Source organism: Christiangramia aestuarii (assembly GCF_009735585.1).
In the GTDB taxonomy this organism is placed as follows: Bacteria; Bacteroidota; Bacteroidia; order Flavobacteriales; family Flavobacteriaceae; genus Christiangramia; species Christiangramia aestuarii.
The window spans coordinates 1-24641 of sequence record NZ_VJVW01000002.1 but is presented as its reverse complement, the minus strand read 5'-3'; the positions used below and the strand labels follow the sequence as shown (position 1 = coordinate 24641).

Sequence of the window (24641 nt, the reverse complement as noted above, 5' to 3'; positions counted from 1 at the left end):
AGGAAACTTCTGTAAACCGGCATTAGGAATACTTTAGCAAAGCAGTTGATGAACCCGGAATAACATAATTTTTGGAGGATATTCATTTCAAAATGCTAGATTAGTACTTTTAAAAGATAGCATCCATGGGCATAAAACGACACATCCCAAATATCATTACCCTGTTGAACCTTTTCAGCGGCAGTCTGGCCGTAATTTTTGCTGTAAAAGGGAATCTCATCCTTGCCGCCATTTTTGTAGCAGCGGGAATTTTTTTTGATTTCTTCGATGGCCTGGCCGCCAGATTGCTGGACGTGAAAAGTGAAGTAGGGCTTCAGTTAGATTCCCTGGCAGATGTAGTAACCAGCGGTGTGGTTCCTGGGATCGTGATGTATCAATTGCTTACCAAAGCCTTGCCTGCAGAGGGAGGCATGGGAACCGACTGGAATTCCGGGGTTTTCGATGTCCAGTTAAAACCATTTGCTTTGATAGGGTTGCTCATCATCCTGGCTTCAGCCTACAGACTGGCCAAATTTAACGTAGATGAAAGACAAACAGATTCGTTTATAGGGCTGCCTACTCCGGCAAACGCCTTGCTGATCCTGAGTTTACCTCTAATCCTTACTTACCAGCCCAGTCCCTTTATCTCAGGACTTTTATTGAATGAATGGTTCCTGGTAGGTCTAACCCTGGTTAGCTGTTATCTGCTGAATGCTGAACTGCCCTTGTTTGCCCTTAAGTTTTCTGACTGGGGTTTCCAGGAAAATAAGATGAGGTACTTTTTTATACTGAGTTGTATAATCCTGGTGATATTCCTGAAGTTTATTGCAATTCCGGTTATAATATTGTTTTATGTAATTCTATCTATGCTTTCAAATAGAGGATTCAGTCAGGTGGGTTCTTAATTAAATCTAATTCTACGTTTAGAGAGGCACCGCTAATAATGTCCATATTTGCAAATGGCCAATTAATAAGTTCTTTTCGTCTTTTGGCTACGTCATAGTAGATTTCAAAATAGGATTTTGAAAGATGATTCCTGGAATAATATGCCTGTATATTATTCAGCATATTTTTTTGTTGATAAACTTTGACCCAGTTGATAGATTTGAATAACCTATAACGTTTATTCTGATCCTGAGTTTTCATAAGGCGCTTAACGAAATAATCATCGATTTTTGATCTTAGTCCCCAAATGGGAATTTTAATAATATTCGGAGAACCTTGAGGGATTAGGGGGATCTGGCTAGTAGGAACTTTTGAGAACATCTTTAAATCAGGAATTTCCTTCATTAACCTGTTTGCGAATCTATAATAAAGCCTATCGTTTGGATGAATGTTTGAGGTCAATCTCAACATTTGAATGGACATGCCAGGACTGAAAGCATAGAATTTCTCATTGCAAATATTTACCTGCCGTGAGAGCTCCATTCTTGTGAATGTGAACCAGGAAAATAATTCATCATATAGTTCGATATATGGTAAGTTATGAGATTCAATCCTTTTCAAAATTTGGTGTGTATCCTGGATGGTCTCATCAATGATTTCACTCTTATGTTTTTCGAATCCTAACTTTTTAAACCAATTATCGTCATGCCAGGAAATAATTCGTTTTATCTTTTGACTTTGCCAATTATTGAAATCTTCAGGATTCGATGGAGTGAAATCAAAAGAGGCATTCTTGATATAATATTTAAAAAAGTTCTTATTCCGGAATTTACTGGAATTGAATTTCTTGATATTTCTTGCCGGTAAAGCTTCACATAATTCACCGAGTAATATAGGCTCTTTATTCTCTATTTCTATATTTTCTAAAATTTCCAACCATGAATTCAATTTTAAAGATTCTGTTTCCCGGATATAATCCTTCAAAACAGATTTTTTTGGGAAATACTGTTTGGGATCAAAATAGGTTTGATGTTTAGCACCTTTCCTTTTAGCTAGTTTTTCAGCTATTTTACTTTCATAATTTTTCGAGTTTCCAAAAGTTCTGGCTGAAATTTTGCGATCCATAGGTATAGCCCCTAATGCAATACGACTATCTATTCCTCCGCTTAAGGCAATATTAACTTGCTTGAATTCCTGAAGGCACAAGTTTACCTCTTTTTTATATTGTTCCCAGTATTTTTTTAAATCACTCGGTTTCGTGCTTACAGATCCTAAATTTGAATATAAGGAATTGTCATATTTCTTTTCGATGATTTCTCCCTGGCTAGAAAATTTAAGCCATTCACCTGGCAATAACCTTTTGCAATTTTCTAAAATGGTTCTTGAACCAATATTACTGAAATTTGGGCCGACAGCTCTTTGAAAAATTCCGGTTTTATCCAGTTGGGCTTTTGAGTATCTGCCCATTAAAATTATGCTATTGGAAATAAAAAAGTACTCTTCTGTTTTCAGATAATATATTGGGTAAATATTACAAAGGTCTGATGTAACTACAATTTCTGAGGATAAAGTATCGTAGATTAAAGTAGAAAAACTGCCCGTAATATTTTTTTTTACTGGCCAATTTTCAAATACATGTTTTTCGGCTGAGGTTTTTTGGTCCTCAAGACCTTCGTGATGATAATTTCTTAGGTATCCATTTGTTATACCTATGAGATTATCTTTTTCGCTAACAGTAGCAGTATCGTTAATTAAAGCGGAGAAGTTTCCGAGCTTTACTTTAATGAGGTTCTGAAAATCCTTCGATAGGCTATGGTCAATTTCTTTATTGGTGAAAAGGAATTTCATTTATAGCCCTATAGTTAAATTGTTAATTGAATAACTTCTTCTTTCTCAACTCGAAGTTCTGTCCAAGGTATACTTTTCTTACCATTTCATCCTCGGCGAGTTCTTCCGGAATTCCATGTTTAAGGATACTTCCTTCGAACATCAGGTAGGTCCTGTCTGTAATAGCCAGGGTCTCCTGAACGTTATGGTCGGTAATAAGGATACCGATATTTTTATTCTTCAATTGGGCTACGATTCGCTGAATATCTTCAACGGCCACAGGGTCTACCCCGGCGAATGGTTCATCTAGGAGAATGAATTTAGGGTCGGTAGCCAGCGCCCGCGCGATCTCGGTCCTTCTTCTTTCCCCACCGCTTAATAGGTCACCCCGGTTTTTACGAATATGGTTCAAACCGAACTCCTCGATAAGTGACTCCATTTTCATTTGTCTTTCCTTTTTGGAAAGCTTGGTAAGTTCAAGGACACTCATAATGTTGTCTTCGATACTCAGTTTTCTGAAAACCGAAGCTTCCTGGGCCAGATATCCAATACCGTGCTGTGCTCTTTTATACATTGGATATTTGGTGATATTTACCTTGTCCAGGATGATATTTCCGCTATTAGGCTTGATCAAACCTACGATCATATAGAAGGAAGTGGTTTTTCCGGCTCCGTTAGGCCCAAGCAGACCAACGATCTCTCCCTGGTTCACTTCTACCGAAATTCCTTTAACAACATCCCTTCCTTTATAGGTTTTTACAAGTTTTTCAGCACGTAACTTCATATGAAATATTTAGCATAAAATCTTAAAATCGTATTTTCACGACTTAAATAGTTTCCAAAGATAGAATTATAGAATTAATGAAAATAATCTTTTTAAATTCATATTCTCCAAGAACAGGGCATAACTTTATTGCCCAGGTTTTAAAAATAGCGTCAAATTGCGAGGTGATTCCTCATTCCCATGCCGAAACCAGGCTTTCCCTTTTTTTAAATTCTTATTATGACCTGAGAAAAAAATTGAATCTTAATAAGTCAGCATTGAAATTTATGGATTCACTTTTTATTGATAATATGCGAGAAACAATTGCAGATAGCTTTTCAGCTGATTACCTTTTAATCAAAGATACAAACCAGGTCGGGGTCGAATATTTAAAGCTGGTTTTTCCTAATGAGTACCATATATTAATGTTTAGAGACCCAAGAGATACTCTAGTTTCGATATTTAAAGGAATGCGATTTTATCATAAATCTGGTTTCAAAAACTATATTAAAAAAATTGGATATAAGACGGGTTTATACTCGTACTATTATAGTAAAAATTATTCCAATCAGTTTATGAAAACAATTCCTAAGAATATTGAAGATTATTATGTAATTAAATATGAAGATGTTGTAAGGCGAAATAATGAAGAACTTGGAAAAATATTAGAAATCTTTAATTCGTCGATAACCGTACAGGATTTTAAAAATCAAATTGATGAAATTTCTGTTATAAATACATCCTTCCACAAAGAAGAAACAGGGGGTAAAGGCATTTGGGATACTAAAAAAAGAACTGAAAAATTCAATCCAATTTCAAGAAAAAAAATCCCTTATCTTCATAGAAAAGGGATTGAACTTGGATCAAAGAAATTTAGGAAAAAACTAGGTTACATCAATTAGTTTTCAGAACCCTCTAACGCCTCCCAGTATTCAAAAGCTCTTCTTAAATGTGGGATCACAATGGTGCCTCCAATGAGCGTTCCTATGCTCAGGGTTTCCATAACTTCTTCTCTCTTTACTCCAGATCTATGGCTGGATTCTAAATGGTATTTCACACAGTCATCACACCTAAGCACCAAAGATGCGACCAGTCCAAGAAGTTCCTTGGTTCTCTTATCCAGGGCACCTTCAGTAAAGGCATTTGTATCAAGGTTGAAGATACGTTTTAGAACCTTGTTATTTTCAGACAATATCTTGTCGTTCATTTTTGCGCGGTACGAATTGAATTCGTCTACCTTATCGATCATAGCTTAACTTTTTAATTTTTCTTCTTCTTTTCTGTACATGATCTTTGAAATGATGATACTCACCTCATAAAGGATCAGCACGGGTATAGCAACAATAATCTGACTTACTATGTCGGGTGGGGTTATAATTGCTGACAGGATCAAAACAATTACCAGGGCATATTTTCTGTAAGTCTTTAAGAATTGAGGAGTTACGACTCCAACTTTTGTAAGGAAATATATTACGATGGGCAGCTCAAAGATAAGTCCGCTGGCGAGCGTTGAGGCTCTTACCAGGCTTATATAACTGCTCAGATCGAAGTCATTAAAGACCGTTTCACTTACCTGATATTTCCCCAGGAAGTTTATGGATAGCGGTGTAACCACGTAGTAACCAAACAAAACCCCCAAAAAGAACAATATCGAGGTAACAAAGATGAATCCTTTCGCGTGCCTGCGTTCATGGCTGTGCATGGCCGGGGCTACGAACTTCCAGAATTCATAGATAACATAAGGAAAAGCAATAATGAAACCGGCGGTTATGGAGGTCCAGACGTGGGCCGAGAATTGTCCGCCCATGGTTCTACTTTGTATCCTGAAGGGCATTTCGGTATTACAGAATCCACCATCTATGCCGAAGAATCCGGATAATTTACACAGGACCCTGTATGAAAAGAAATCTCCGTTGGCGGGGCCAAACAACAGCACGTCGAAAATAAAACTTTTGAATAAAAAAGCGATCGTGCCGGCGATCACTACTGCCAGAACCGATCTTATTAAATGCCATCTTAATTCTTCGAGATGGTCCAGAAAGGACATTTCTTCTCCGGGTTCCTGTTGGGGCGCAATTCTTTCCATTATATAATTCCTTCTCTAATTAGGTTATGAAGATGAACCACACCGGCATATTTCCCGTTTTCTACCGCCAGTAGCTGCGAGATCTGGTTCTTTTCCAGAACTTCGAGTGCCTCTACGGCCAGGGTATCCTGTTCTATGGTCTTGGGGTTTTTGCTCATAATGTCTTTCGCTTTCAGGCCTTTTATTTCTGAGTGGTCCTTAAGCATTCTTCGAATATCTCCATCGGTAATAATACCAACGATTTTATCGTTTTCCAAAACTGCGGTAACTCCCAGCATCTTTTCAGAAATTTCGATGATCGCATTGGCAACATCAGTTTCTGGATTCACCTGCGGAATCATATTCTGTGAAGTGATATCGCTTACCCGTAAATAAAGTTTTTTACCCAGAGCTCCTCCTGGATGATATTTGGCGAAATCCTTGCTGCTGAAGCCTTTCAGGTTCAAAAGGCAAACCGCCAGCGCATCTCCAATCACCATTTGCGCCGTGGTACTGGTTGTAGGGGCCAGATTGTTAGGGCAGGCCTCTTTTTCTACATAACAGTTCAAAACATAATCTGCTTCCTGGCCAAGAAAAGACTCTTTATTGGCGGTGAGGCCAATCAGGGTATTATTGAAATTTTTAATGAGGGGTACCAAAACCTTGATCTCTGGGCTGTTCCCGCTCTTTGAAATACATATCACCACATCATTATCCTGAACGATGCCAAGGTCTCCGTGTATAGCGTCGGCCGCATGCATAAATATAGAAGGAGTGCCTGTCGAGTTCAAAGTAGCTACGATCTTGTTAGCGATTATGGCGCTTTTTCCTATGCCCGTAACCACCACACGACCTTCAGACCGGTAAATGATTTCTACCGCCTTGGTGAATTCTTCGTCTATGAAATTTTGGAGGTTGGCAATGGCTTCTGCTTCGTTGGAAATGGTTTCTTTTGCAGAGGAAATGATTTGATCGCTAAGTTTCAAATTAGATTAAATTAAGAATTGCAGGTACTAAAGAAATATGTATATTTAGTAATGCAAATGTATGTAAAATTGTAACACAATTGAATGGCTTTGACCGAAATTGATTTACACAAAGAACTGAAGAGGTACTTTGGATTTAGTCAGTTTAAGGGGCTTCAGGAAGAAGTAATTACCAGTATTGTAAAAGGAAACGACACATTCGTGGTAATGCCAACTGGCGGAGGTAAATCACTATGTTACCAACTCCCAGCACTTATATCAGACGGTACTGCAATTGTAGTATCGCCCCTTATCGCATTAATGAAAAACCAGGTAGATGCTATACGCAGCATTTCCTCGGAGCATGGCGTTGCCCATGTTCTCAATTCCTCTCTTAATAAAACCGAAGTCGCCCAGGTAAAAAGCGACATCAGGAACGGGATCTGTAAACTGCTTTACGTGGCTCCGGAATCTCTTACCAAAGAAGACTACGTAGACTTCCTGAAAGATCAGACCATATCTTTTCTGGCAGTAGATGAAGCTCACTGTATTAGTGAGTGGGGACACGATTTCAGGCCCGAATACAGGAATCTGCGGCATATTCTCAAAAGAATAGGTGACGATATTCCCGTGATTGGTCTTACCGCTACCGCGACACCCAAGGTCCAGGAAGATATTTTGAAAAACCTGGGGATAACAGGGGCCAAGACCTTTAAGGCCAGTTTTAACAGACCTAACTTGTATTACGAAGTAAGGCCTAAGACAAAGAATATCGAGGCTGATATTACCCGTTTTGTGAAGCAAAATGATGGTAAGTCGGGGATCATCTATTGTCTCAGCCGCAAGAAGGTGGAGGAACTTGCTCAAACGCTGCAGGTGAACGGGATCAAGGCCGTGCCTTATCATGCCGGGCTGGATGCCAAGACAAGGTCCAAGCACCAGGATATGTTCCTGATGGAAGATATTGATGTGGTAGTGGCGACCATCGCCTTCGGGATGGGAATAGATAAACCCGATGTGCGTTTTGTGATACATCACGATATTCCTAAAAGCATTGAAAGTTATTACCAAGAGACCGGCCGTGCCGGAAGGGATGGAGGAGAAGGTCATTGCCTGGCATTCTACTCTTATAAAGATATTGAGAAACTGGAGAAGTTCATGAGCGGTAAGCCTGTGGCCGAGCAGGAAATCGGGCACGCTCTTTTGCAGGAAGTCGTAGCATATGCTGAGACTTCGGTCTCCAGGAGAAAATTCATTTTGCACTATTTCGGTGAGGAATTCGATTCTGAAACCGGGGAGGGTGCAAGCATGGATGATAATGTACGCAATCCGAAGAAGCAGCATGAAGCTAAGGAAGACCTTGAACTCCTGCTGAAAACGGTTAAAGAGACCAATGAACTCTATAAATCTAAGGAGATTGTAAAAACGCTTATAGGGAAAGCCAACGCGGTGATCCTTTCGCACAAGACAGACGCGCACCCGCTTTTTGGAAATGGCAGCCATCAGGATTCAAATTACTGGATGGCCCTTGCCCGGCAGGCGCTGGTTGCAGGTTACCTGCGCAAGGATATTGAAACCTATGGTGTGGTGAAATTAACCGATAAAGGCCGGGATTTTATTAATAATCCCGAGTCCTTTATGATGACCGAGGATCATATCTATAATGATACTACCGAGGATACTATTAAATCTAATAAGAAAGGCGCTGCCGCAGATGAACAGCTAATCAAGATGCTTAAAGAATTGCGAAAGAAGGTAGCCAAAAAAAAAGACCTTCCTCCTTTTGTGATCTTCCAGGACCCTTCTTTAGAAGATATGGCCCTTAAATATCCGGTGACCATCGAAGAGCTGAGCAATATTCACGGGGTAGGAGAGGGAAAGGCCAAAAAATACGGAAAGGAATTTGTAGAGCTTATCTCAAAGTATGTGGAAGATAACGATATCGTGAGGCCAGATGATTTCGTGGTGAAATCTACCGGTGCCAATAGCGGACTCAAACTTTATATTATCCAAAGCGTGGACAGGAAATTGCCGTTGCCGGATATTGCTTCGGCCAAGGGCATGGAAATGTCTGAATTTATCAAAGAGATGGAAGCTATTGTATATAGCGGAACCAAATTGAATATTGATTATTACCTGGATGATATCCTTGACGAGGACCAGCAGGAAGAAATTCATGAATATTTTCTCGAAGCCGAAACCGATAAGATCGATGAGGCCATGGAAGAATTCGATGGAGATTACGACGATGAAGAGCTGAGACTATACCGGATCAAATTTATTAGCCAGGTGGCAAACTAACATAAAAAAAGCCCTCGCATTGCGGGGGCTTCTTTATTCAATGATCTATTCCTTTATAAAGCATAAGCTACACTCAGGATCCATTGGGAAGGTCTTGAATCCAGGGTGAATTCTTCAGCTGCGGTTTCATTGAGGCCGAAGGCGGTATTTTCAGAAAAAGCTCCTTCATACCTGAGATCGAACGCCAGCCTGCCAAGGTTGATCCCGGCTCCCAGCTGATAGCCAACTGTAATGTCATTTTCCACTTCTTCAATTTCTATTCCGGCACCGTCGGCTTTATTGTCCAGAATGTATTGAAATGATGGTCCTGCCTTAATATTAAGCGGTCCCAGGATATTTACACCTAAAAGAACCGGAGCATCAATCTTATTCAGGGTATAATCGAAAGTGGAGTATTCAGTGTTTAGTTGCGTATACATTAGCTCGGGCTGGATAAAAATACCTAATAGCTCGAACTGGGCGAAAAGGCCTGCATGGAATCCGGTCTTGTTTTCTCCATCCTCAAAAGATGAGGTGAAATCACCTGTAGCGTCCCCAACAGATTCGTATTCTCCCGTGGCACCAAAATTCAAACCACCCTTAAGCCCGAAGCTGGCATTCTGAGCTGAAAGGCTCATTCCGGCAAAAACAAAGGCTATCAACATTAACTTTTTCATGTTTTTCATATTTATTGTTCGGCTAATATAACGCCCTTTGTTCTAAGTTTATTTCTGTAAAAAAAGAAAAGCCTTTCAGAAATTCATCTGAAAGGCCCTTATAATTCTGACTTTCAACAACCTACTTGCGTTTTAAAACTTTTTCAGTAGCCTTAATGATCGCAGCAGAGTTCAAACCATATTTATCCATAAGCTGAGCCGGAGTTCCACTTTCTCCAAAGGTGTCCTGAGTAGCTACGAATTCCTGTGGAGTTGGATTATGCTGAGCCAGGGTCCTGGCAACACTTTCGCCAAGTCCTCCAAGGAAATTGTGCTCTTCAGCAGTAACCACACATCCGGTCTTTTTTGCCGATTCGATGATCGCCTGCTCATCAAGAGGTTTTATCGTATGAATATTAATAACCTCTGCGCTGATGCCTTTTTCGTTAAGTTCAACCGCCGCCTGAACTGCCTCCCATACAAGGTGACCGGTCGCGATGATGGTAACATCTGTACCTTCATATAATTTTACGGCTTTCCCTATCTCGAATTTCTGGTCTTCCGGGGTAAAATTGGCAACTTTTGGTCTTCCGAACCTAAGGTAAACCGGTCCGTCATGCTCAGCGATAGCGAGAGTAGCGGCTTTTGTCTGGTTATAGTCACAGGTATTGATCACCGTCATTCCAGGTAACATCTTCATTAGTCCAAGATCTTCCAGGATCTGGTGGGTGGCACCATCTTCTCCCAGGGTAACCCCGGCGTGAGATGCACATATTTTTACGTTCTTACCGGAGTAAGCAACACTCTGGCGTATCTGGTCATAAACCCTTCCTGTAGAAAAGTTTGCAAAAGTTCCGGTAAAAGGAATTTTTCCACCAATGGTCATTCCGGCAGCAAGGCCTATCATATTGGCTTCAGCAATACCAACCTGGAAAAAACGCTCCGGGTGGTTAGCCTTGAATTCGTCCATTTTTAACGAACCGGTAAGGTCGGCACATAGGGCCACCACATTTTCATTAGTCTTACCAAGTTCGGTTAGACCGGCACCAAAACCTGAACGTGTATCTTTACTTCCTGTATTTTTATATTCTTTCATAATCTTTAAATTTTGATATTAATGAATCCCTCTTTTAGTAATCTCCAAGAGTTTCCGGGTTTTGAGCAAGACCTGTTTCCAGTTGCTCGTCGTTAGGCGCTTTTCCGTGCCACGCGTGCGTGTGCATCATAAAGTCTACGCCGTTACCCATTACGGTGTTCATTAATACGCAAACCGGTTTTCCTTTCCCGGTCCTGGTCTTGGCTTCTTTAAGACCGTCTATCACCTGTTGCAGGTCATTCCCATCTTCAATTTCCATTACATCCCAACCAAAAGCTTCAAATTTGGCCTTTAGGTTGCCCATTGGCAGAACGGTTTCTGTACTCCCGTCTATCTGCTGACCGTTAAGATCTATGGTTGCGATGATATTATCCACATTATTTCCTGCGGCATACATGATCGCTTCCCAGTTCTGTCCTTCCTGAAGCTCACCATCACCATGAAGTGAATAAACGATATGATCGTCGTTGTTCAGTTTTTTGGTTTGAGCGGCTCCAAGAGCTACACTCATTCCCTGGCCAAGAGATCCTGAGGCGATTCTCACTCCCGGGAGGCCTTCATGTGTAGTAGGGTGTCCCTGTAGGCGGGAATCTATCAATCTGAAAGTATTCAATTCGTCTACCGGAAAATATCCGCTGCGGGCAAGCACACTATAATATACAGGCGAAATATGTCCGTTAGAAAGGAAGAAGAGGTCTTCTCCTTTTCCGTCCATATTAAAATTGGTGTTGTGATCCATTACAACCTGATACAGTGCAGTGAAGAACTCGGTACAGCCTAAAGATCCTCCCGGGTGCCCGGAATTCACCTTATGAACCTGCCTTAGAATGTCCCTGCGAACCTGGGTAGCAAAATCTTGTAATTCGTTGATGTCTGGCATTTTAAATTGTGTTGTTTAATTGCGGCAAAAATAACTTTTTAAAAAGCTTTGACAAAGGAAGAATTGGCCAGTTATCAACTTTTTCTCGAAAATACTAACAGGCCTTTGCCAATTAGGGCTTCCATTTGATATTTAGTTGAGTATCTTTGCAGCGATTAAACGGAACCATGCAATGAGCCAATTCAAAAACTCCAATTCAACACAAGTTGTTTTTGGTGAATTGCAACTCACCGTTAAAGAACATATATTGAATACCAGATGAAATTTGAACTTTTAACTACCGATCCCGGTAGTAGAGCACGTGCGGGAAAGATTACTACAGATCACGGGGAAATAGAAACCCCTATTTTTATGCCGGTGGGTACCGTGGCTTCGGTCAAGGGTGTACACCAGAAAGAACTTAAGGAGGACATTAACCCAGATATCATTCTTGGAAATACCTATCACCTTTATCTAAGACCGCAAACCGAAATTCTTAAAAAAGCGGGAGGGCTGCATAAATTCATGAATTGGGACCGGAATATCCTAACCGATAGTGGTGGTTACCAGGTTTACTCTTTATCTGCACGAAGAAAGATCAAGGAGGAAGGAGTGAAGTTCAAATCTCATATAGATGGTTCTTACCATACTTTTACCCCGGAAAATGTGATGGAGATTCAGCGTGCCATTGGAGCCGATATTATCATGGCTTTTGATGAGTGTACCCCGTATCCCTGTGACTATAACTACGCCAAGAGATCGATGCATATGACGCATCGCTGGCTGGACAGGTGTATCAACCACCTGGCCAAAACTCCTGAAATTTACGATTATCAGCAAACCCTTTTTCCGATCGTTCAGGGTAGTACCTATAAGGACCTGCGGAAACAATCTGCTGAATATATCGCGAATGCAGGTGCAGAAGGAAATGCCATAGGTGGCCTTTCGGTAGGAGAGCCGGCTGAAGAAATGTATGCCATGACTGAAGTGGTTACCGAGATCCTTCCCGAGGATAAACCAAGGTACCTCATGGGAGTGGGAACGCCTATCAATATCCTGGAGAATATCGCCCTGGGTATAGATATGTTCGACTGTGTGATGCCAACGAGAAATGGAAGGAACGGAATGCTTTTTACCTCTCATGGAACCATCAATATCAAGAACAAGAAATGGGAAGATGATTTTTCACCACTGGATCCCGAGGGAGAGAGTTTTGTGGATTCCATGTATTCCAAAGCATATGTTCGTCATTTGTTTTCGGTGAACGAAATGCTTGGCAGGCAAATTGCTAGCATTCATAACCTGAGCTTTTATCTTTGGTTGGTAAGAGAAGCAAGAAAGCATATCTTAGCCGGAGATTTCCCACAATGGAAAGATAAAATGGTTAAACAAATGGATAAACGTCTTTAATCCCGGAACTTGAAGATTCTAGATTGGTACATACTTAAAAGGTATTTAGGAACCTTCACCATGATGCTGGTTCTTTTTATTCCTATTGGAATTACGGTGAACCTGGCTGAAAAGATCGATAAGATCCTCGAGAACGAGGTTCCTTTTATTGAGGTAGCCAATTATTACCTGGATTTCACAATCTATTTTGCCAATCTTCTATTTCCTATTTTCCTGTTCCTGTCGGTGATCTGGTTTACCTCCAAACTGGCGATGAACACCGAGATCGTGGCAATTTTAAGTAGCGGGGTTTCTTTTTACCGGTTCCTGAGACCTTATTTAATTGGAGCAACCATCGTATGTATTGGTGCACTTATTCTAGCCATGTATCTTGCCCCAAAGGCAAGTAAGGGTTTTAACGAGTTCAAGTACCAGTACCTCAAGCGGGGAGATAAGGTGCAGGAGACCAGCGATGTGTACAGGCAGATCAATGACAACGAGTTTATCTATGCCAGTCATTTTCAGCCTAAAAGCAAATCTGCCCGGAATTTTACTTTGGAACATTTTGAAGGCAACGAGCTTAAATTTAAGATAAGCGCTGCCAACCTTAGATATAATGAGGAAGACAGCCTCTATAATCTTACCAGGGTAGACAAACGGATCATTGGCAAGGAAGAAGACAGTATCATGTATATGAGAAAGCTGGATACCATCTTGCCTTTTGAATTCGATGAGCTAACCCCCGAATCTTATATCGCGGAAACCCTCAATTATACCGAGCTCAACGACTTTATTGAAAAAGAGAGCCGCAGGGGTTCGGGTAACATCAACAGGTATCTTGTGGTGGCTTATAAAAGATGGAGTATCCCGATTTCAGCTTTTATCCTTACTATTATTGCAGTTGCAGTAGCTTCATTCAAAAGAAGAGGAGGGATGGGAGTGAATCTGGCCGTGGGAATTTCCCTGGCCTTCATTTTTATTTTCTTCGATAAGGTCTTCGGTACCATGGCCGAGCAATCTACATTTTCACCTTTGATCGCCGTTTGGTTCCCGAATGTGGTATTCGGAATTCTTGCCATAATTCTCTTATTCCGCGCCAAGCGCTAGCTGACAAATTCTCATCAAATTTTAAGCAATATCAGGGATTTCTATCCTATCAAAGTTGTTATATTTGTATGCTATAAAAAAATAATTACCATAACCACTATGGAGTATTTAGATTTTGAACAACCCATCAAAGAACTTGAAGATCAATATGCCAAAGCTTGCAATATTGGACAGGAAAGTGAAGTTGATGTTACTGCAACCTGTAAGCAGATAGAGAAAAAACTTATAGAAAAGAAGAAAGAGATCTATAAGAATTTAACCCCCTGGCAACGCGTTCAGCTTTCCAGGCATCCCAACAGACCTTATACCCTCGATTATATAAATGCTATTTGCGGCGATACCTTCCTGGAATTGCACGGAGACCGTAATGTAAAGGATGATAAGGCGATGATCGGTGGCCTTGGAAAGATCGATGACCAGAGCTATATGTTCATAGGTCAGCAGAAAGGATATAATACGAAGACCAGGCAATACAGGAATTTCGGGATGGCAAATCCTGAAGGTTATAGAAAGGCATTGCGTCTTATGAAGTCTGCTGAAAAATTTGGCATTCCTGTTGTATGTTTTGTGGATACCCCCGGAGCTTATCCAGGGCTTGAAGCAGAAGAAAGAGGGCAGGGAGAGGCCATTGCCAGGAATATCCTGGAAATGACCCGGCTTAAAGTGCCAATTATCGTAGTGATCATTGGTGAAGGAGCCAGTGGTGGAGCCCTTGGGATTGGCGTTGGTGACAAAGTGCTGATGCTTGAGAATACCTGGTATTCTGTGATATCTCCGGAATCCTGTTCTTCAATTCTATGGAGAAGCTGGGAATATAAAGAGATCGCTGCCGAAGCTCTTAAACTTACTGCTACCGACATGAAAAAGCAGAAGTTAATAGACGAGATCGTGAAAGAGCCTTTAGGAGGAGCCCATAGTAATAAGGAAGAGATTTTTAATACGGTAAAATCTGAGATTTCCAAAGCCTATTCTGAATTTAAAAACTTATCACCAGAGACCCTGGTAGAAAAGAGGATGAATAAGTATTTAGACATGGGTGTGTTTAAAGGATAAGCTCTTTGTTTATACAAGCTCAATATTAAATCCGGGAAATTGATTCCGGATTTTTTTGTCTTATTAACAGAAAATATTACTTATTAACAGGTAAATTGTTCATTACCTGTTAAGTAACTAAGTGCAATTTTTTTAAGATTGTCTTAACAAATTATATACTTTAGATGTATGGAAAAAACCACCTCCCCCCAAAATATTACGTATAAAAAAACGAATGTTGTAAGTTTAGAGAAAGGAAAAGTTCCCCCGCAGGCAGTTGATTTAGAAGAGGTTGTGCTTGGAGCTATGATGATCGACAAGAAAGGTGTAGATGAGATTATAGATATTTTACATCCCGAGGCTTTTTATAAGAATGCCCATAAACTGATCTATGGTGCCATTAAAAAATTATTTGATAGTTCTGAGGCAATCGACTTATTAACCGTTTCTAACCAGTTAAAGAAAGAAGGGGTTTTTGATAAGTGCGGTGGTGATTATTACCTGATCCAACTTACACAAAAGGTTTCGAGTTCGGCGCATATTGAATTTCACGCTCGTATCATTCTTCAAAAATATATTCAACGAAGTCTGATAAAAATATCGAACGAGATAATTGAAGAAGCTTTCGACGAAGGAGCCGACGTTTTTGACCTGCTGGATAGCGCAGAAGCAAAACTCTATGAGGTTACTCAGGGTAACATTAAACGTTCGACTGAAACTGCGCAGAGTCTCGTTATCCAGGCAAAGAAGAAGATCCAGGAAATTTCCAATAAGGAAGGATTAAGTGGGGTGCCTTCAGGATTCGATAAACTGGATGAACTTACTTCGGGATGGCAGCCGTCAGATCTTATTATCGTGGCCGCTCGTCCTGGTATGGGTAAAACGGCCCTTACCCTGTCTATGGCCAGAAATATCGCTGTAGACCAGGGGATTCCGGTCGCCTTCTTCTCGCTGGAGATGTCTTCGGTACAGCTGATCACTCGTTTGATCTCTTCTGAAACCGGGCTGTCTTCTGAAAAACTTAGAACAGGAAAACTGGAACAGCACGAATGGGAGCAGCTGAACGTGAAGGTTAAGGACCTTGAAAAAGCACCTTTGTTTATCGATGATACTCCTTCGCTTTCAATTTTCGACCTTAGGGCGAAAGCCCGTCGACTGGCCTCCCAGCACGGGATCAGGATGATCGTGATAGATTACCTTCAGCTGATGACTGCCGGGGGAAGCCAGAAAGGTGGCGGTAACAGGGAGCAGGAGATTTCGACCATTTCCCGTAACCTTAAGGCCCTGGCCAAGGAATTGAATGTTCCGGTAATTGCGCTGTCACAGCTTTCACGTGCGGTGGAGACCCGTGGAGGAAGTAAGAGGCCTCTGCTATCAGACCTTAGGGAATCTGGAGCGATCGAGCAGGATGCAGATATTGTTTCATTCATCTACCGTCCTGAATATTACAAAATCGAAGAATGGGATGATGAAGAAAGAACTCCAACTGCTGGACAGGGAGAATTCATCGTAGCGAAGCACCGTAATGGTGGATTGGAAAATATTAGGCTGAAATTCATTGGGGAACTCGGTAAATTTGATAATTTAGAAGACTTTAGTTTTCCATCAGAAATTCCTTCAAGCATGAACAGTGGAGAAGGAGATAATGATTTTGGGAACTTCAATCTGCCAAATCCTAGTGCCGACGAAGCTTTTGGTAGTTCAATGAACAGCAATTTTGATGATGACGATAACGACGTTCCGTTTTAATGCGATCAAGCTATGCTTAGCTAAGGAAGGTTCTATATCTCAAAATATTAAAAGCAGCAAGCTCTTGAAGAAGGTCTTGCTGCTTTCTTTTTTTATGCTTCTCAGCCTTCAAATGTCGGCGTCCAAGATTCTTATTCCCATGGATGCAGATTCCCAGGGTAATCATCTTAAAGCTTACGGGATCGTTTATTATTCCCTGGAGAATCAACTAGGCGTTAACTGGCTCCTTAATTACCGCGGAGGGTCTTTTCTGATTTCAGATTCTGAAGCGCTTCGGAAAGAATGCCAGATAAGGGGAGTAGATTTTGAAGTGATCAGCGATAATATGGCGGTAAGTATCCTGGAAGAGATAAGTAGTCCATCGAAAAACATGGAATCGGTCACCCTGGAAAAAGCGCCGAAGATCGCGGTGTATAGTCCCACGGGGAATAAGCCCTGGGATGATGCCGTTACCATGGCGCTCACTTATGCCGAGATCCCTTATAAGACCATCTATGATAAGGAAGTCCTGAACGATGCTCTCCTGCTATATGACTGGTTGCATCTGCATCACGAAGATTTTACCGGGCAGTACGGAAAGTTTTACCGTGCATTCAGAACCGCTCCATGGTATATCCAGGAAAAAAAGGAGGCCGAAGAACTGGCTTCAGAACTTGGTTATTCCAAGGTTTCTGAAGAAAAACTGGCTGTCGCCTTAAAGATTCGTGATTATGTTATTGGTGGTGGATTTATGTTCGCCATGTGCAGTGCTACCGACAGTTTTGATATAGCTCTTGCCGCCGAAGGAGTAGATATTGCTGAAGCCATGTTCGATGGCGATCCCAGCGAACCGGGTTACCAGGCTAAGATAGATTTCAATAAGACCTTTGCCTTTACCAATTTCGAATTAGAAAGAAGTCCACTGGTCTACGAGTTTTCCAGTATCGATATGACGGCAAAACGACAGATCCAGAAGGAAAGCGATTATTTCACCCTGATGGATTATTCAGCCAAATGGGACGTGGTTCCTACCATGCTCACACAAAATCATACCCGGCTGGTAAAAGGCTTTATGGGCCAAACTACCAGTTACGACCCCGAAACAGTTAAACCCGGCGTGCTTATCATGGGAGAAAGCAAGCTGAACGGCGAGGCGAGGTATATCCACGGAATTAAGGGAAAGGGGTTTTTTACCTTTTACGGTGGCCATGACCCCGAAGATTACCAGCATAGGGTAGGGGATCCGAAAACAGAACTGGAACTGCATCCAAATTCTCCGGGTTACAGACTTATTCTGAACAACGTTTTATTCCCAGCGGCAAAAAAGAAAGAGCAAAAGACCTGACCCACATGATTTCCTATCAGAAAGAAATTCAATTAAAAGCCAGGAAGCGCGGCTTTCATTTAATAACCGAAGAAGTGATGTCTCAATTTCCGGAGGTCGCCGATATCGGGATAGGAATTTTACATATCTTTATTAAGCATACTTCTGCGGGAATTGCCATAAACGAAAATGCTGATCCAACGGTTCGTGAGGATTTTGAAAGTCATTTTAATGTCATGGTTCCCGAAGACCAGCCATATTATAAACATACCTTGGAGGGATCAGATGATATGCCGGCTCATATAAAAAGTGTTTTAACCGGATTTTCATTGCAGCTCCCTATTAGTAAGGGTAAACTAAATCTTGGAACCTGGCAGGGAATTTACCTGTGCGAATTCAGGGATCACGGAGGTCCAAGGAAATTAGTGCTTACGGCTATGGGTTCTGGTTCGAGCTGAAGAACTAACAAATAAACTCACAAATGCTAGTGTTGCTTAGTATAGATTTTTCGCTGCCACTGGCCAACCCGGTCTTGAAATTCCTCATTATACTTTTGATCATCCTGGTGGTTCCCGTGCTGTTCAACCGCATAAGGATCCCTTCGATTCTAGGTTTGATCCTTGCAGGTGCGATCATTGGTCCTCATGCTCTAAACTTATTGGAAAGGGATAGTGGCATCATTTTATCCGGTACTGCCGGTTTGTTATATATCATGTTCCTGGCAGGACTGGAGGTTGATATGGGTGATTTTAAAAAACACCGCTTCAAAAGTATTGTTTTTGGTCTCTATACCTTTAGCATTCCCATGCTACTCGGAATTATAGGAGGGCTCTATATCCTGAAATTTTCCCTGATCACTTCGGTGTTGCTGGCTAGTATGTTCGCTTCCCACACTTTGATTGCCTATCCAATTATCAGAAAACTGGGCATTGCCCGTAATATTGCCGTTAATATTACTGTAGGAGGTACTATAATCACAGACACTCTGGCCTTGCTTGTTCTTGCAGTTATAGTAGGGATGACGAGAGGCGAGGTTGACTCTTTGTTCTGGCTTCTGCTTTCGGTAAAAGTATTGTTATTTGGTTTTGTAGTGCTTTTTGGTTTTCCGTTTTTGGGTCGCTGGTTCTTCCGGAATGTTGAAGATAGTGTGGCCCAGTACATTTTTGTGCTGGCCATGGTTTTCCTGGCTGCTTTCCTTGCTGAAATTGCCGGGGTAGAGGGAATTATAGGAGCCTTCCTGGCTGGACTTTCCCTGAACCGGCTTATTCCAAGAAACTCCGCATTGATGAACCGGGTGGAGTTTGTTGGCAATGCCATTTTTATACCTTTTTTCCTGATAGGGATCGGGATGCTAATAGATTATCAATTGTTCTTCGAAAGTTTTGAGACCTTAAAGGTGGGTGGGGTCATGATCCTTATTGCCACTTCTTCAAAATATCTTGCGGCGAAAATCACCCAGAAAACCTTCAATTTCACCAGGCCTGAAGCCGAGGTCATCTTTGGCCTGAGCAACGCCCAGGCTGCGGCTACCCTGGCTGCTGTATTGATCGGGTATAATATCATTATGGGCGAGGCACCAAATGGCGATCCCATCCGCCTTCTTGACGAAAGCGTGCTTAACGGAACAATTCTAATGATCTTGTTTACCTGTACAATCGCGACCTTTTCGGCTGCAAAAGGGGGTAAGGCGATACTCTTGTCTAAGCTTGAAAGTTACGATACCGAAAGATCTGGAGTTCAGGAAAGCATCATGATCTCGCTGAAGAACCGAAATAATGTAGAAGAACTGGTTAACCTGGCAATTTTGATGAGATCCAATTCCGGCTCTCCCTTATATGCCTTAAATATTCTGAACAATGAAACCGAAGATGAAGCCGAGAAGAAATATTCCCAGGATCTCTTGAATCATGCTTCTGAGATCGCCATTGCAAGTGGGCACGATCTGGACAGAATTTTGAGATATGATTCCAGTTTTACCAATGGTATTCTTGGAGCTATTCGTGAGAACCGGGTAACCGATATTCTCCTGGGTCTGCATGTTCGTGAAAAATTATCTGATTCTTTTTTGGGCAAATTGACCGAAGGGGTTTTAAGCAGGTCTCGCGCCAATACCTATATCTATAAGTCTTTTCAGCCGTTGAATACTCTGAAAAGACATCTGGTCTTCCTTCAGGACGGGGTAGAAGAGGAGCCTGGTTTTCCTTCAGCAATAAGGAAGATCTGGCAATTGGGCCGGAATTCGGGTAAGGAAGTGGTTATATATGCTTCAGAAAAAAGCCTGCAAATCTTGCGGAAAGTGTATAGGGATCATCCCATAGAGGGAAAATTGCTAGGTAAGGACTCGATCGATGATCAGGGTAATTTTGAAAACCTGGTGGCAGAGCTTAGGCCAGCAGATAATTTGATCCTGGTTCAGAAGAGTAGTAAACAGTTTAGGGCAGGTTTAAATACTCAGCGCCTTACGCAGATCCTCAATGACAGGCTCAGGGAAAATAGCTTTATCCTGGTGTATTTATTTAATGAAAGGTCATTATCTGAAGGAAGGAATAACCTGATGAATGCCTCGGTAATAGAACCGGTTCAAAAACTGGATGAGATATTCCGGCAGGTATCCCTAGGTTTTGGTAAGGCTGAAAGATGAATAAAAAAATCCGGCTCTAAAAGAACCGGATTTTTATAAGAGAGTGTAATCGTTTTATTTTACTTTTTCTACAATTGCTTTAAAAGCCTCTGGGTTGTTCATCGCCAAATCGGCAAGAACCTTACGGTTCAATCCAATTTCACTGGCTTTAAGTTTCCCCATGAATTGAGAATAAGATAATCCTTCTTGTCTGGCAGCAGCGTTAATACGCATAATCCATAAAGAACGGAAGTTACGTTTCTTGGCTTTACGGTCTCTGTATGCATAAAGCATAGCCTTGTCAACCGCGTTTTTAGCAACAGTCCAAACGTTTTTACGACGTCCGAAATATCCTTTTGCTTGCTTTAAAACTTTTTTTCTTCGTGCCCTTTTGGCAACTGAGTTTACTGATCTTGGCATATTTTACTTTTTTTTGTAGCAGGCGATCCAATAATTCAAAATTTTAAATTCTGAATTTTGAATTCTTTTATTGGCCCAACTCCATGGTTAAATAATTAATTAAACCTCAAGAGCTTCAATTTACTTTAAACGTAATTGAAGTTTGACATTTTCCTTATCTGCATCATGTACCAAAGTACTGTGAGTTAAGGCTAGCTTACGTTTCTTAGATTTCTTTGTTAAGATATGACTCTTAAACGCGTGCTTTCTTTTGATTTTACCAGTTCCGGTTAGCTTAAAACGCTTCTTGGCACTGGATTTCGTTTTCATCTTAGGCATTGCTGTCCTTTTTTATAATTAACTCTCTTATTCTTTTTGAATCTCCGGTAGGAAGAACATACGTCTGCAGTTCAGCACCGGGGTCTTATTTTGCTTTCTTGGTTGGAGATAAGAACATGGTCATTCTTTTTCCCTCCAGCTTCGGCATCTGTTCCACCTTACCATATTCTTCAAGATCCTGCGCCAGTCTTAAAAGAAGGATCTCTCCCTTATCTTTAAAGACGATAGAACGTCCCTTGAAAAATACAAAAGCCTTTAGCTTTGCGCCGTCCTTTAAGAATTTTTCAGCATTACGTTTTTTGAACTCGTAATCATGGTCGTCTGTATTAGGACCAAAACGAATTTCTTTTACTACTACCTTACTGGCTTTAGCTTTCATGGCCTTTTCACGTTTCTTCTGTTCGTAAAGAAACTTTTTGTAGTCCATGGCTTTTACAACCGGCGGCTTGGCATTAGGAGAAATCTCCACAAGGTCAAGTCCTAATTCCTGAGCAATAGAAAGGGCTTTCCTTATAGGGTACACGTCCATTTCTACATTATCACCAACCAGGCGTACTTCGTCTGCTTTAATCTTCTCGTTGATTCGGTGTTGTTCTTCTTTTTGTCGGCCGAATCTATTCGGTTTTTTTCTACGTATTGCTATGGCTTAAAATTTTAATTAAACTTCAGTTTTAAAAGGCTTTAAGGTACTATTGATTTCTGTATTAATCAAATCTGCGAACTCTTCAATTTTCATGCTTCCTAAATCACCTTCGCTATGTTTACGAACAGAAACCGTACCATCATTAGCTTCCTGCTCTCCAACAATAAGCATATAAGGATATTTGTTTACTTCAGCTTCCCTAATTTTCTTACCTATTGTCTCGTTCCTGTTGTCAACAAGGGCGCGAATTTCGTGATTTTCAAGCAAAGTTAAAACTTTTTGTGAGTATTTTTCATATTTCTCGCTGAGTGAGAGTATGATAGCCTGTTCTGGCATTAACCATAATGGGAAATTTCCTCCGGTATGTTCCAGTAAGATGGCCACGAAGCGCTCCATACTTCCAAATGGGGCTCGGTGGATCATTACCGGGCGGTGTGACTCATTGTCACTTCCCTTATATGTCAGGTCAAACCTTTCTGGCAGGTTGTAATCCACCTGAATGGTTCCTAGCTGCCAGCTTCTGCCTAAAGCATCCTTTACCATAAAGTCAAGTTTAGGTCCGTAGAAAGCGGCTTCACCAGTTTCAACAACATAGTTAAGGCCTTTTTCCTTAGCCGCGTTCATGATCGCATTTTCGGCTTTATCCCAAACATCGTCGGAGCCTATATATTTCTCCTTGTTTTCAGGGTCTCTTAAGGATACCTGGGCGGTAAAATCTTCAAAACCTAGCGAAGAGAATACATATAAGGTAAGGTCTATTACTTTTTTGAATTCGTCATCAAGTTGTTCGGGGGTACAGAAGATGTGTGCGTCATCTTGGGTAAAACCACGAACCCTGGTCAACCCATGTAGCTCCCCACTCTGCTCATATCTGTATACCGTACCAAATTCCGCAAATCTTTTCGGAAGGTCCCGGTAGCTCCATGAAGATGCATTATACATTTCACAATGGTGAGGGCAGTTCATGGGTTTCAGCATAAATTCTTCACCTTCGTTAGGAGTAGTTATTGGCTGAAAACTGTCTTCCCCGTATTTTGCGTAATGCCCAGAAGTTACATATAGTTCTTTGCTACCAATATGCGGACTTACTACCATTTCGTAGCCGGCCTTTTTCTGTGCCTTCTTAAGGAAGTTCTCAAGTCTTTCCCTTAATGCAGCTCCTTTAGGTAGCCATAAAGGAAGTCCCTGTCCTACTTTCTGGGAAAAAGTGAACAGTTCAAGCTCTTTCCCTAATTTTCTATGATCTCTTTTCTTGGCTTCTTCTAAAAGTTCAAGATATTCTTTCAGTTCTTTTTGCTTTGGGAAGGAGATTCCGTATACCCTGGTAAGTTGAGGATTGTTTTCGTCTCCTCTCCAGTAGGCGCCGGCAACGCTCATTAGTTTTACGGCTTTGATAACTCCGGTATTCGGAATATGTCCTCCACGGCAAAGATCGGTAAAGGTATCGTGGTCGCAGAAGGTAATATCACCATCCTCAAGATTTTCGATAAGCTCAACCTTGAACTGGTTGTTCTCTTTTTTATAGAAATCTAAAGCATCCTGCTTGGAAACCTCTCTCATTTGGAAATCGTGCTTTCCGCGAGCGATCTCCAGCATTCGGTTTTCGATCTTTTTGAAGTCGTTTTCTGAGATCTTGTGATCGCCAAAGTCTACATCATAATAGAAACCTCTTTCAATCGCTGGTCCTATAGTAAGCTTTGCTCCGGGATATAGATCCTGGATTGCCTGAGCCATTACGTGAGAGGTAGAATGCCAGAATGCTTTCTTTCCTTCCTCGTCATTCCAGGTGTATAGTACAAGATTGCCATCGGTATTTAAAGGAGTGGAAGTTTCCACTATGGTGTCATTGAATTTAGCCGAAATCACGTTCCTGGCTAAACCTTCGCTAATGCTTTTTGCAACATCCATTGGGGTGCTGCCTTTTTCAAACTCTTTAATACTTCCGTCTGGCAGAGTAATCTTGATCATTGTGTTCATTTTTTTCGAAGCCACAAAGATAAGGTGTTGAAGTTGGTTGCACAATACATATATACATATATAGGTATTAGAATTATATCCTTATTATATTTAGATACATGCTACTGAAAATTAATTTTAATTAGGAATTCTGAAAATCAGACTTTTATAAGTGCTTCTTAAATTTATCCAAAAAAACCTGTGATTTTGTTTGGCGGGAAGAAAGAAGTTGGTGTATATTTGCAGCCGCTTTGAGAGCAAGGCGAAAGTTCACTGACACGAGTACTGATAGGGAATACGGGGCGAAGAAGGCTTTAAAAACCGATTAAAAATTTTTTCAAATTTTATTTGGTTGGAAGGGAAAAGTCGTCGTATGTTTGCAGCCGCTTTCGAGGGGAGGCGAGAAGTTCACTGAAAGTACTGCTGATAAGGCTTGCGAGACAAATGCGGCTTTAAAAATTAAATAAAATTTTTTCGAATTTTATTTGGTTGGAGAAGGAAAGTCGTTTTATATTTGCACCCGCTTTGGAAACGAAGCGAAGTTCTTTAGAAGATTTAAGGGTGATCAAACTGGGTTTGAGGCTTTTAAAAAGAAACTAAAAATTTTATTAAAAAGTTTTGGTTGGTAAAGAAAAAGCGTTGTATATTTGCACCCGCTTTGAGACAGAGCAAGCGTTCACAGTAACAGATTGAGAGTTAATAAAAACAGCCGTTTGGGGCGAGGTAGAA

The 24641-nt window shown here is 41.2% G+C and carries 22 protein-coding genes; 10 read left to right on the top strand and 12 right to left on the bottom strand.

All coding sequences use genetic code 11. The annotated features are described in order from the left end of the window. The first annotated feature begins 125 nt into the window (after window positions 1-125). A complete protein-coding gene (locus tag FLP08_RS04190; protein WP_156274365.1) occupies window positions 126-884 on the top strand; it encodes a CDP-alcohol phosphatidyltransferase family protein in 759 nt (252 codons plus the stop codon). On the opposite strand, the gene FLP08_RS04185 is transcribed toward FLP08_RS04190, so the two are convergent. Further along, a complete protein-coding gene (locus tag FLP08_RS04185; RefSeq protein WP_156274363.1) occupies window positions 865-2712 on the bottom strand; it encodes an asparagine synthetase B family protein in 1848 nt (615 codons plus the stop codon). The two genes, FLP08_RS04190 and FLP08_RS04185, sit on opposite strands and share 20 nt — an antisense overlap. A 22-nt stretch (window positions 2713-2734) precedes the next feature. Then, entirely contained in the window at window positions 2735-3475 is a 741-nt protein-coding gene (gene lptB / locus FLP08_RS04180; RefSeq protein ID WP_156274362.1) for an LPS export ABC transporter ATP-binding protein, read from the bottom strand. 77 nt (window positions 3476-3552) lie between these two features. Here lptB and FLP08_RS04175 point away from each other — a divergent pair, with 77 nt between their 5' ends. After that, entirely contained in the window at window positions 3553-4356 is an 804-nt protein-coding gene (locus FLP08_RS04175; RefSeq protein ID WP_156274360.1) for a sulfotransferase, read from the top strand. Here FLP08_RS04175 and FLP08_RS04170 read toward each other — a convergent pair. From FLP08_RS04170 to FLP08_RS04160, 3 genes are read right to left on the bottom strand one after another with little or no spacing between them, the layout of a single operon-like run. Continuing rightward, window positions 4353-4703: a carboxymuconolactone decarboxylase family protein gene (locus FLP08_RS04170; RefSeq protein WP_156274358.1), complete on the bottom strand. Its 351-nt coding sequence runs from the start codon at window positions 4701-4703 to the stop codon at window positions 4353-4355. The two genes, FLP08_RS04175 and FLP08_RS04170, sit on opposite strands and share 4 nt — an antisense overlap. Window positions 4704-4706: 3 nt before the next feature. Then, window positions 4707-5540, bottom strand: coding sequence for a twin-arginine translocase subunit TatC (gene tatC / locus FLP08_RS04165; RefSeq protein WP_156274356.1), 834 nt, complete (start codon window positions 5538-5540; stop codon window positions 4707-4709). Beyond that, window positions 5540-6505, bottom strand: coding sequence for a KpsF/GutQ family sugar-phosphate isomerase (locus FLP08_RS04160; RefSeq protein WP_156274354.1), 966 nt, complete (start codon window positions 6503-6505; stop codon window positions 5540-5542). The genes tatC and FLP08_RS04160 overlap by 1 nt, the downstream gene beginning before the upstream one ends. Before the next feature lie 84 nt (window positions 6506-6589). Between FLP08_RS04160 and recQ the strand changes: the two genes are divergently transcribed. Next, window positions 6590-8785, top strand: a complete 2196-nt coding sequence (recQ, locus tag FLP08_RS04155; protein WP_156274352.1) for a DNA helicase RecQ — start codon at window positions 6590-6592, stop codon at window positions 8783-8785. A gap of 53 nt (window positions 8786-8838) precedes the next feature. On the opposite strand, the gene FLP08_RS04150 is transcribed toward recQ, so the two are convergent. The 3 genes from FLP08_RS04150 to FLP08_RS04140 form a co-directional block, all read right to left on the bottom strand. Beyond that, complete coding sequence (locus FLP08_RS04150) at window positions 8839-9441, bottom strand: outer membrane beta-barrel protein (RefSeq protein WP_156274350.1); 603 nt, start codon at window positions 9439-9441, stop codon at window positions 8839-8841. A gap of 121 nt (window positions 9442-9562) precedes the next feature. Next, window positions 9563-10516, bottom strand: a complete 954-nt coding sequence (locus FLP08_RS04145; protein ID WP_156274348.1) for a transketolase family protein — start codon at window positions 10514-10516, stop codon at window positions 9563-9565. 34 nt (window positions 10517-10550) lie between these two features. After that, window positions 10551-11396, bottom strand: coding sequence for a transketolase (locus FLP08_RS04140; RefSeq protein ID WP_156274346.1), 846 nt, complete (start codon window positions 11394-11396; stop codon window positions 10551-10553). A 258-nt stretch (window positions 11397-11654) separates the two neighbouring features. On the opposite strand from FLP08_RS04140, the gene tgt reads away from it, so the two are divergent. The 7 genes from tgt (at window position 11655) to FLP08_RS04105 (ending at window position 20596) form a co-directional block, all read left to right on the top strand. Continuing rightward, window positions 11655-12785 (top strand): tRNA guanosine(34) transglycosylase Tgt, encoded by a 1131-nt coding sequence (gene tgt / locus FLP08_RS04135; RefSeq protein WP_156274344.1) that lies wholly within the window; start codon window positions 11655-11657, stop codon window positions 12783-12785. Between the two features lie 9 nt (window positions 12786-12794). After that, window positions 12795-13871: an LptF/LptG family permease gene (locus FLP08_RS04130; RefSeq protein ID WP_156274342.1), complete on the top strand. Its 1077-nt coding sequence runs from the start codon at window positions 12795-12797 to the stop codon at window positions 13869-13871. A gap of 99 nt (window positions 13872-13970) precedes the next feature. Next, window positions 13971-14924 carry an acetyl-CoA carboxylase carboxyltransferase subunit alpha gene (locus FLP08_RS04125; RefSeq protein ID WP_156274340.1) on the top strand — a complete coding sequence of 318 codons (954 nt, stop codon included), beginning with the start codon at window positions 13971-13973 and terminating at the stop codon, window positions 14922-14924. Between the two features lie 168 nt (window positions 14925-15092). Then, window positions 15093-16652, top strand: coding sequence for a replicative DNA helicase (gene dnaB, locus FLP08_RS04120; RefSeq protein ID WP_156274338.1), 1560 nt, complete (start codon window positions 15093-15095; stop codon window positions 16650-16652). Between the two features lie 94 nt (window positions 16653-16746). Further along, window positions 16747-17976 carry an asparagine synthetase B gene (locus FLP08_RS04115; RefSeq protein ID WP_156275649.1) on the top strand — a complete coding sequence of 410 codons (1230 nt, stop codon included), beginning with the start codon at window positions 16747-16749 and terminating at the stop codon, window positions 17974-17976. Window positions 17977-17981: 5 nt separating this feature from the next. After that, window positions 17982-18413 (top strand): secondary thiamine-phosphate synthase enzyme YjbQ, encoded by a 432-nt coding sequence (locus tag FLP08_RS04110; RefSeq protein ID WP_156274336.1) that lies wholly within the window; start codon window positions 17982-17984, stop codon window positions 18411-18413. A 23-nt stretch (window positions 18414-18436) separates the two neighbouring features. Then, window positions 18437-20596, top strand: coding sequence for a cation:proton antiporter (locus FLP08_RS04105; RefSeq protein ID WP_156274334.1), 2160 nt, complete (start codon window positions 18437-18439; stop codon window positions 20594-20596). Between the two features lie 54 nt (window positions 20597-20650). Here the strand turns inward: FLP08_RS04105 and rplT are convergent, their stop codons facing one another. The 4 genes from rplT to thrS form a co-directional block, all read right to left on the bottom strand. Continuing rightward, window positions 20651-20995, bottom strand: a complete 345-nt coding sequence (rplT, locus tag FLP08_RS04100; RefSeq protein ID WP_108170017.1) for a 50S ribosomal protein L20 — start codon at window positions 20993-20995, stop codon at window positions 20651-20653. Between the two features lie 120 nt (window positions 20996-21115). Beyond that, on the bottom strand, window positions 21116-21313 hold the full coding sequence (gene rpmI / locus FLP08_RS04095; protein WP_083643079.1) for a 50S ribosomal protein L35: 198 nt from the start codon (window positions 21311-21313) through the stop codon (window positions 21116-21118). Window positions 21314-21398: 85 nt separating this feature from the next. Continuing rightward, complete coding sequence (infC, locus tag FLP08_RS04090) at window positions 21399-21950, bottom strand: translation initiation factor IF-3 (protein WP_341484991.1); 552 nt, start codon at window positions 21948-21950, stop codon at window positions 21399-21401. A gap of 21 nt (window positions 21951-21971) precedes the next feature. Continuing rightward, window positions 21972-23924 (bottom strand): threonine--tRNA ligase, encoded by a 1953-nt coding sequence (gene thrS / locus FLP08_RS04085; RefSeq protein ID WP_156274330.1) that lies wholly within the window; start codon window positions 23922-23924, stop codon window positions 21972-21974. Window positions 23925-24641 lie beyond the last annotated feature (717 nt).

Excerpts from the sequence above, each read along its gene's own strand:
- dnaB (WP_156274338.1), top strand. The coding sequence starts at position 15,093 with ATGGAAAAAACCACCTCCCCCCAAAATATTACGTATAAAAAAACGAAT.
- rpmI (WP_083643079.1), bottom strand. The coding sequence starts at position 21,313 with ATGCCTAAGATGAAAACGAAATCCAGTGCCAAGAAGCGTTTTAAGCTA.
- FLP08_RS04110 (WP_156274336.1), top strand. The coding sequence starts at position 17,982 with ATGATTTCCTATCAGAAAGAAATTCAATTAAAAGCCAGGAAGCGCGGC.
- thrS (WP_156274330.1), bottom strand. The coding sequence starts at position 23,924 with ATGATCAAGATTACTCTGCCAGACGGAAGTATTAAAGAGTTTGAAAAA.
- lptB (WP_156274362.1), bottom strand. The coding sequence starts at position 3,475 with ATGAAGTTACGTGCTGAAAAACTTGTAAAAACCTATAAAGGAAGGGAT.
- FLP08_RS04140 (WP_156274346.1), bottom strand. The coding sequence starts at position 11,396 with ATGCCAGACATCAACGAATTACAAGATTTTGCTACCCAGGTTCGCAGG.
- FLP08_RS04190 (WP_156274365.1), top strand. The coding sequence starts at position 126 with ATGGGCATAAAACGACACATCCCAAATATCATTACCCTGTTGAACCTT.
- rplT (WP_108170017.1), bottom strand. The coding sequence starts at position 20,995 with ATGCCAAGATCAGTAAACTCAGTTGCCAAAAGGGCACGAAGAAAAAAA.
- FLP08_RS04185 (WP_156274363.1), bottom strand. The coding sequence starts at position 2,712 with ATGAAATTCCTTTTCACCAATAAAGAAATTGACCATAGCCTATCGAAG.
- tgt (WP_156274344.1), top strand. The coding sequence starts at position 11,655 with ATGAAATTTGAACTTTTAACTACCGATCCCGGTAGTAGAGCACGTGCG.
- FLP08_RS04170 (WP_156274358.1), bottom strand. The coding sequence starts at position 4,703 with ATGATCGATAAGGTAGACGAATTCAATTCGTACCGCGCAAAAATGAAC.
- FLP08_RS04105 (WP_156274334.1), top strand. The coding sequence starts at position 18,437 with ATGCTAGTGTTGCTTAGTATAGATTTTTCGCTGCCACTGGCCAACCCG.
- FLP08_RS04145 (WP_156274348.1), bottom strand. The coding sequence starts at position 10,516 with ATGAAAGAATATAAAAATACAGGAAGTAAAGATACACGTTCAGGTTTT.
- tatC (WP_156274356.1), bottom strand. The coding sequence starts at position 5,540 with ATGGAAAGAATTGCGCCCCAACAGGAACCCGGAGAAGAAATGTCCTTT.
- FLP08_RS04125 (WP_156274340.1), top strand. The coding sequence starts at position 13,971 with ATGGAGTATTTAGATTTTGAACAACCCATCAAAGAACTTGAAGATCAA.
- FLP08_RS04175 (WP_156274360.1), top strand. The coding sequence starts at position 3,553 with ATGAAAATAATCTTTTTAAATTCATATTCTCCAAGAACAGGGCATAAC.
- recQ (WP_156274352.1), top strand. The coding sequence starts at position 6,590 with ATGGCTTTGACCGAAATTGATTTACACAAAGAACTGAAGAGGTACTTT.
- FLP08_RS04115 (WP_156275649.1), top strand. The coding sequence starts at position 16,747 with ATGCTTCTCAGCCTTCAAATGTCGGCGTCCAAGATTCTTATTCCCATG.
- FLP08_RS04150 (WP_156274350.1), bottom strand. The coding sequence starts at position 9,441 with ATGAAAAAGTTAATGTTGATAGCCTTTGTTTTTGCCGGAATGAGCCTT.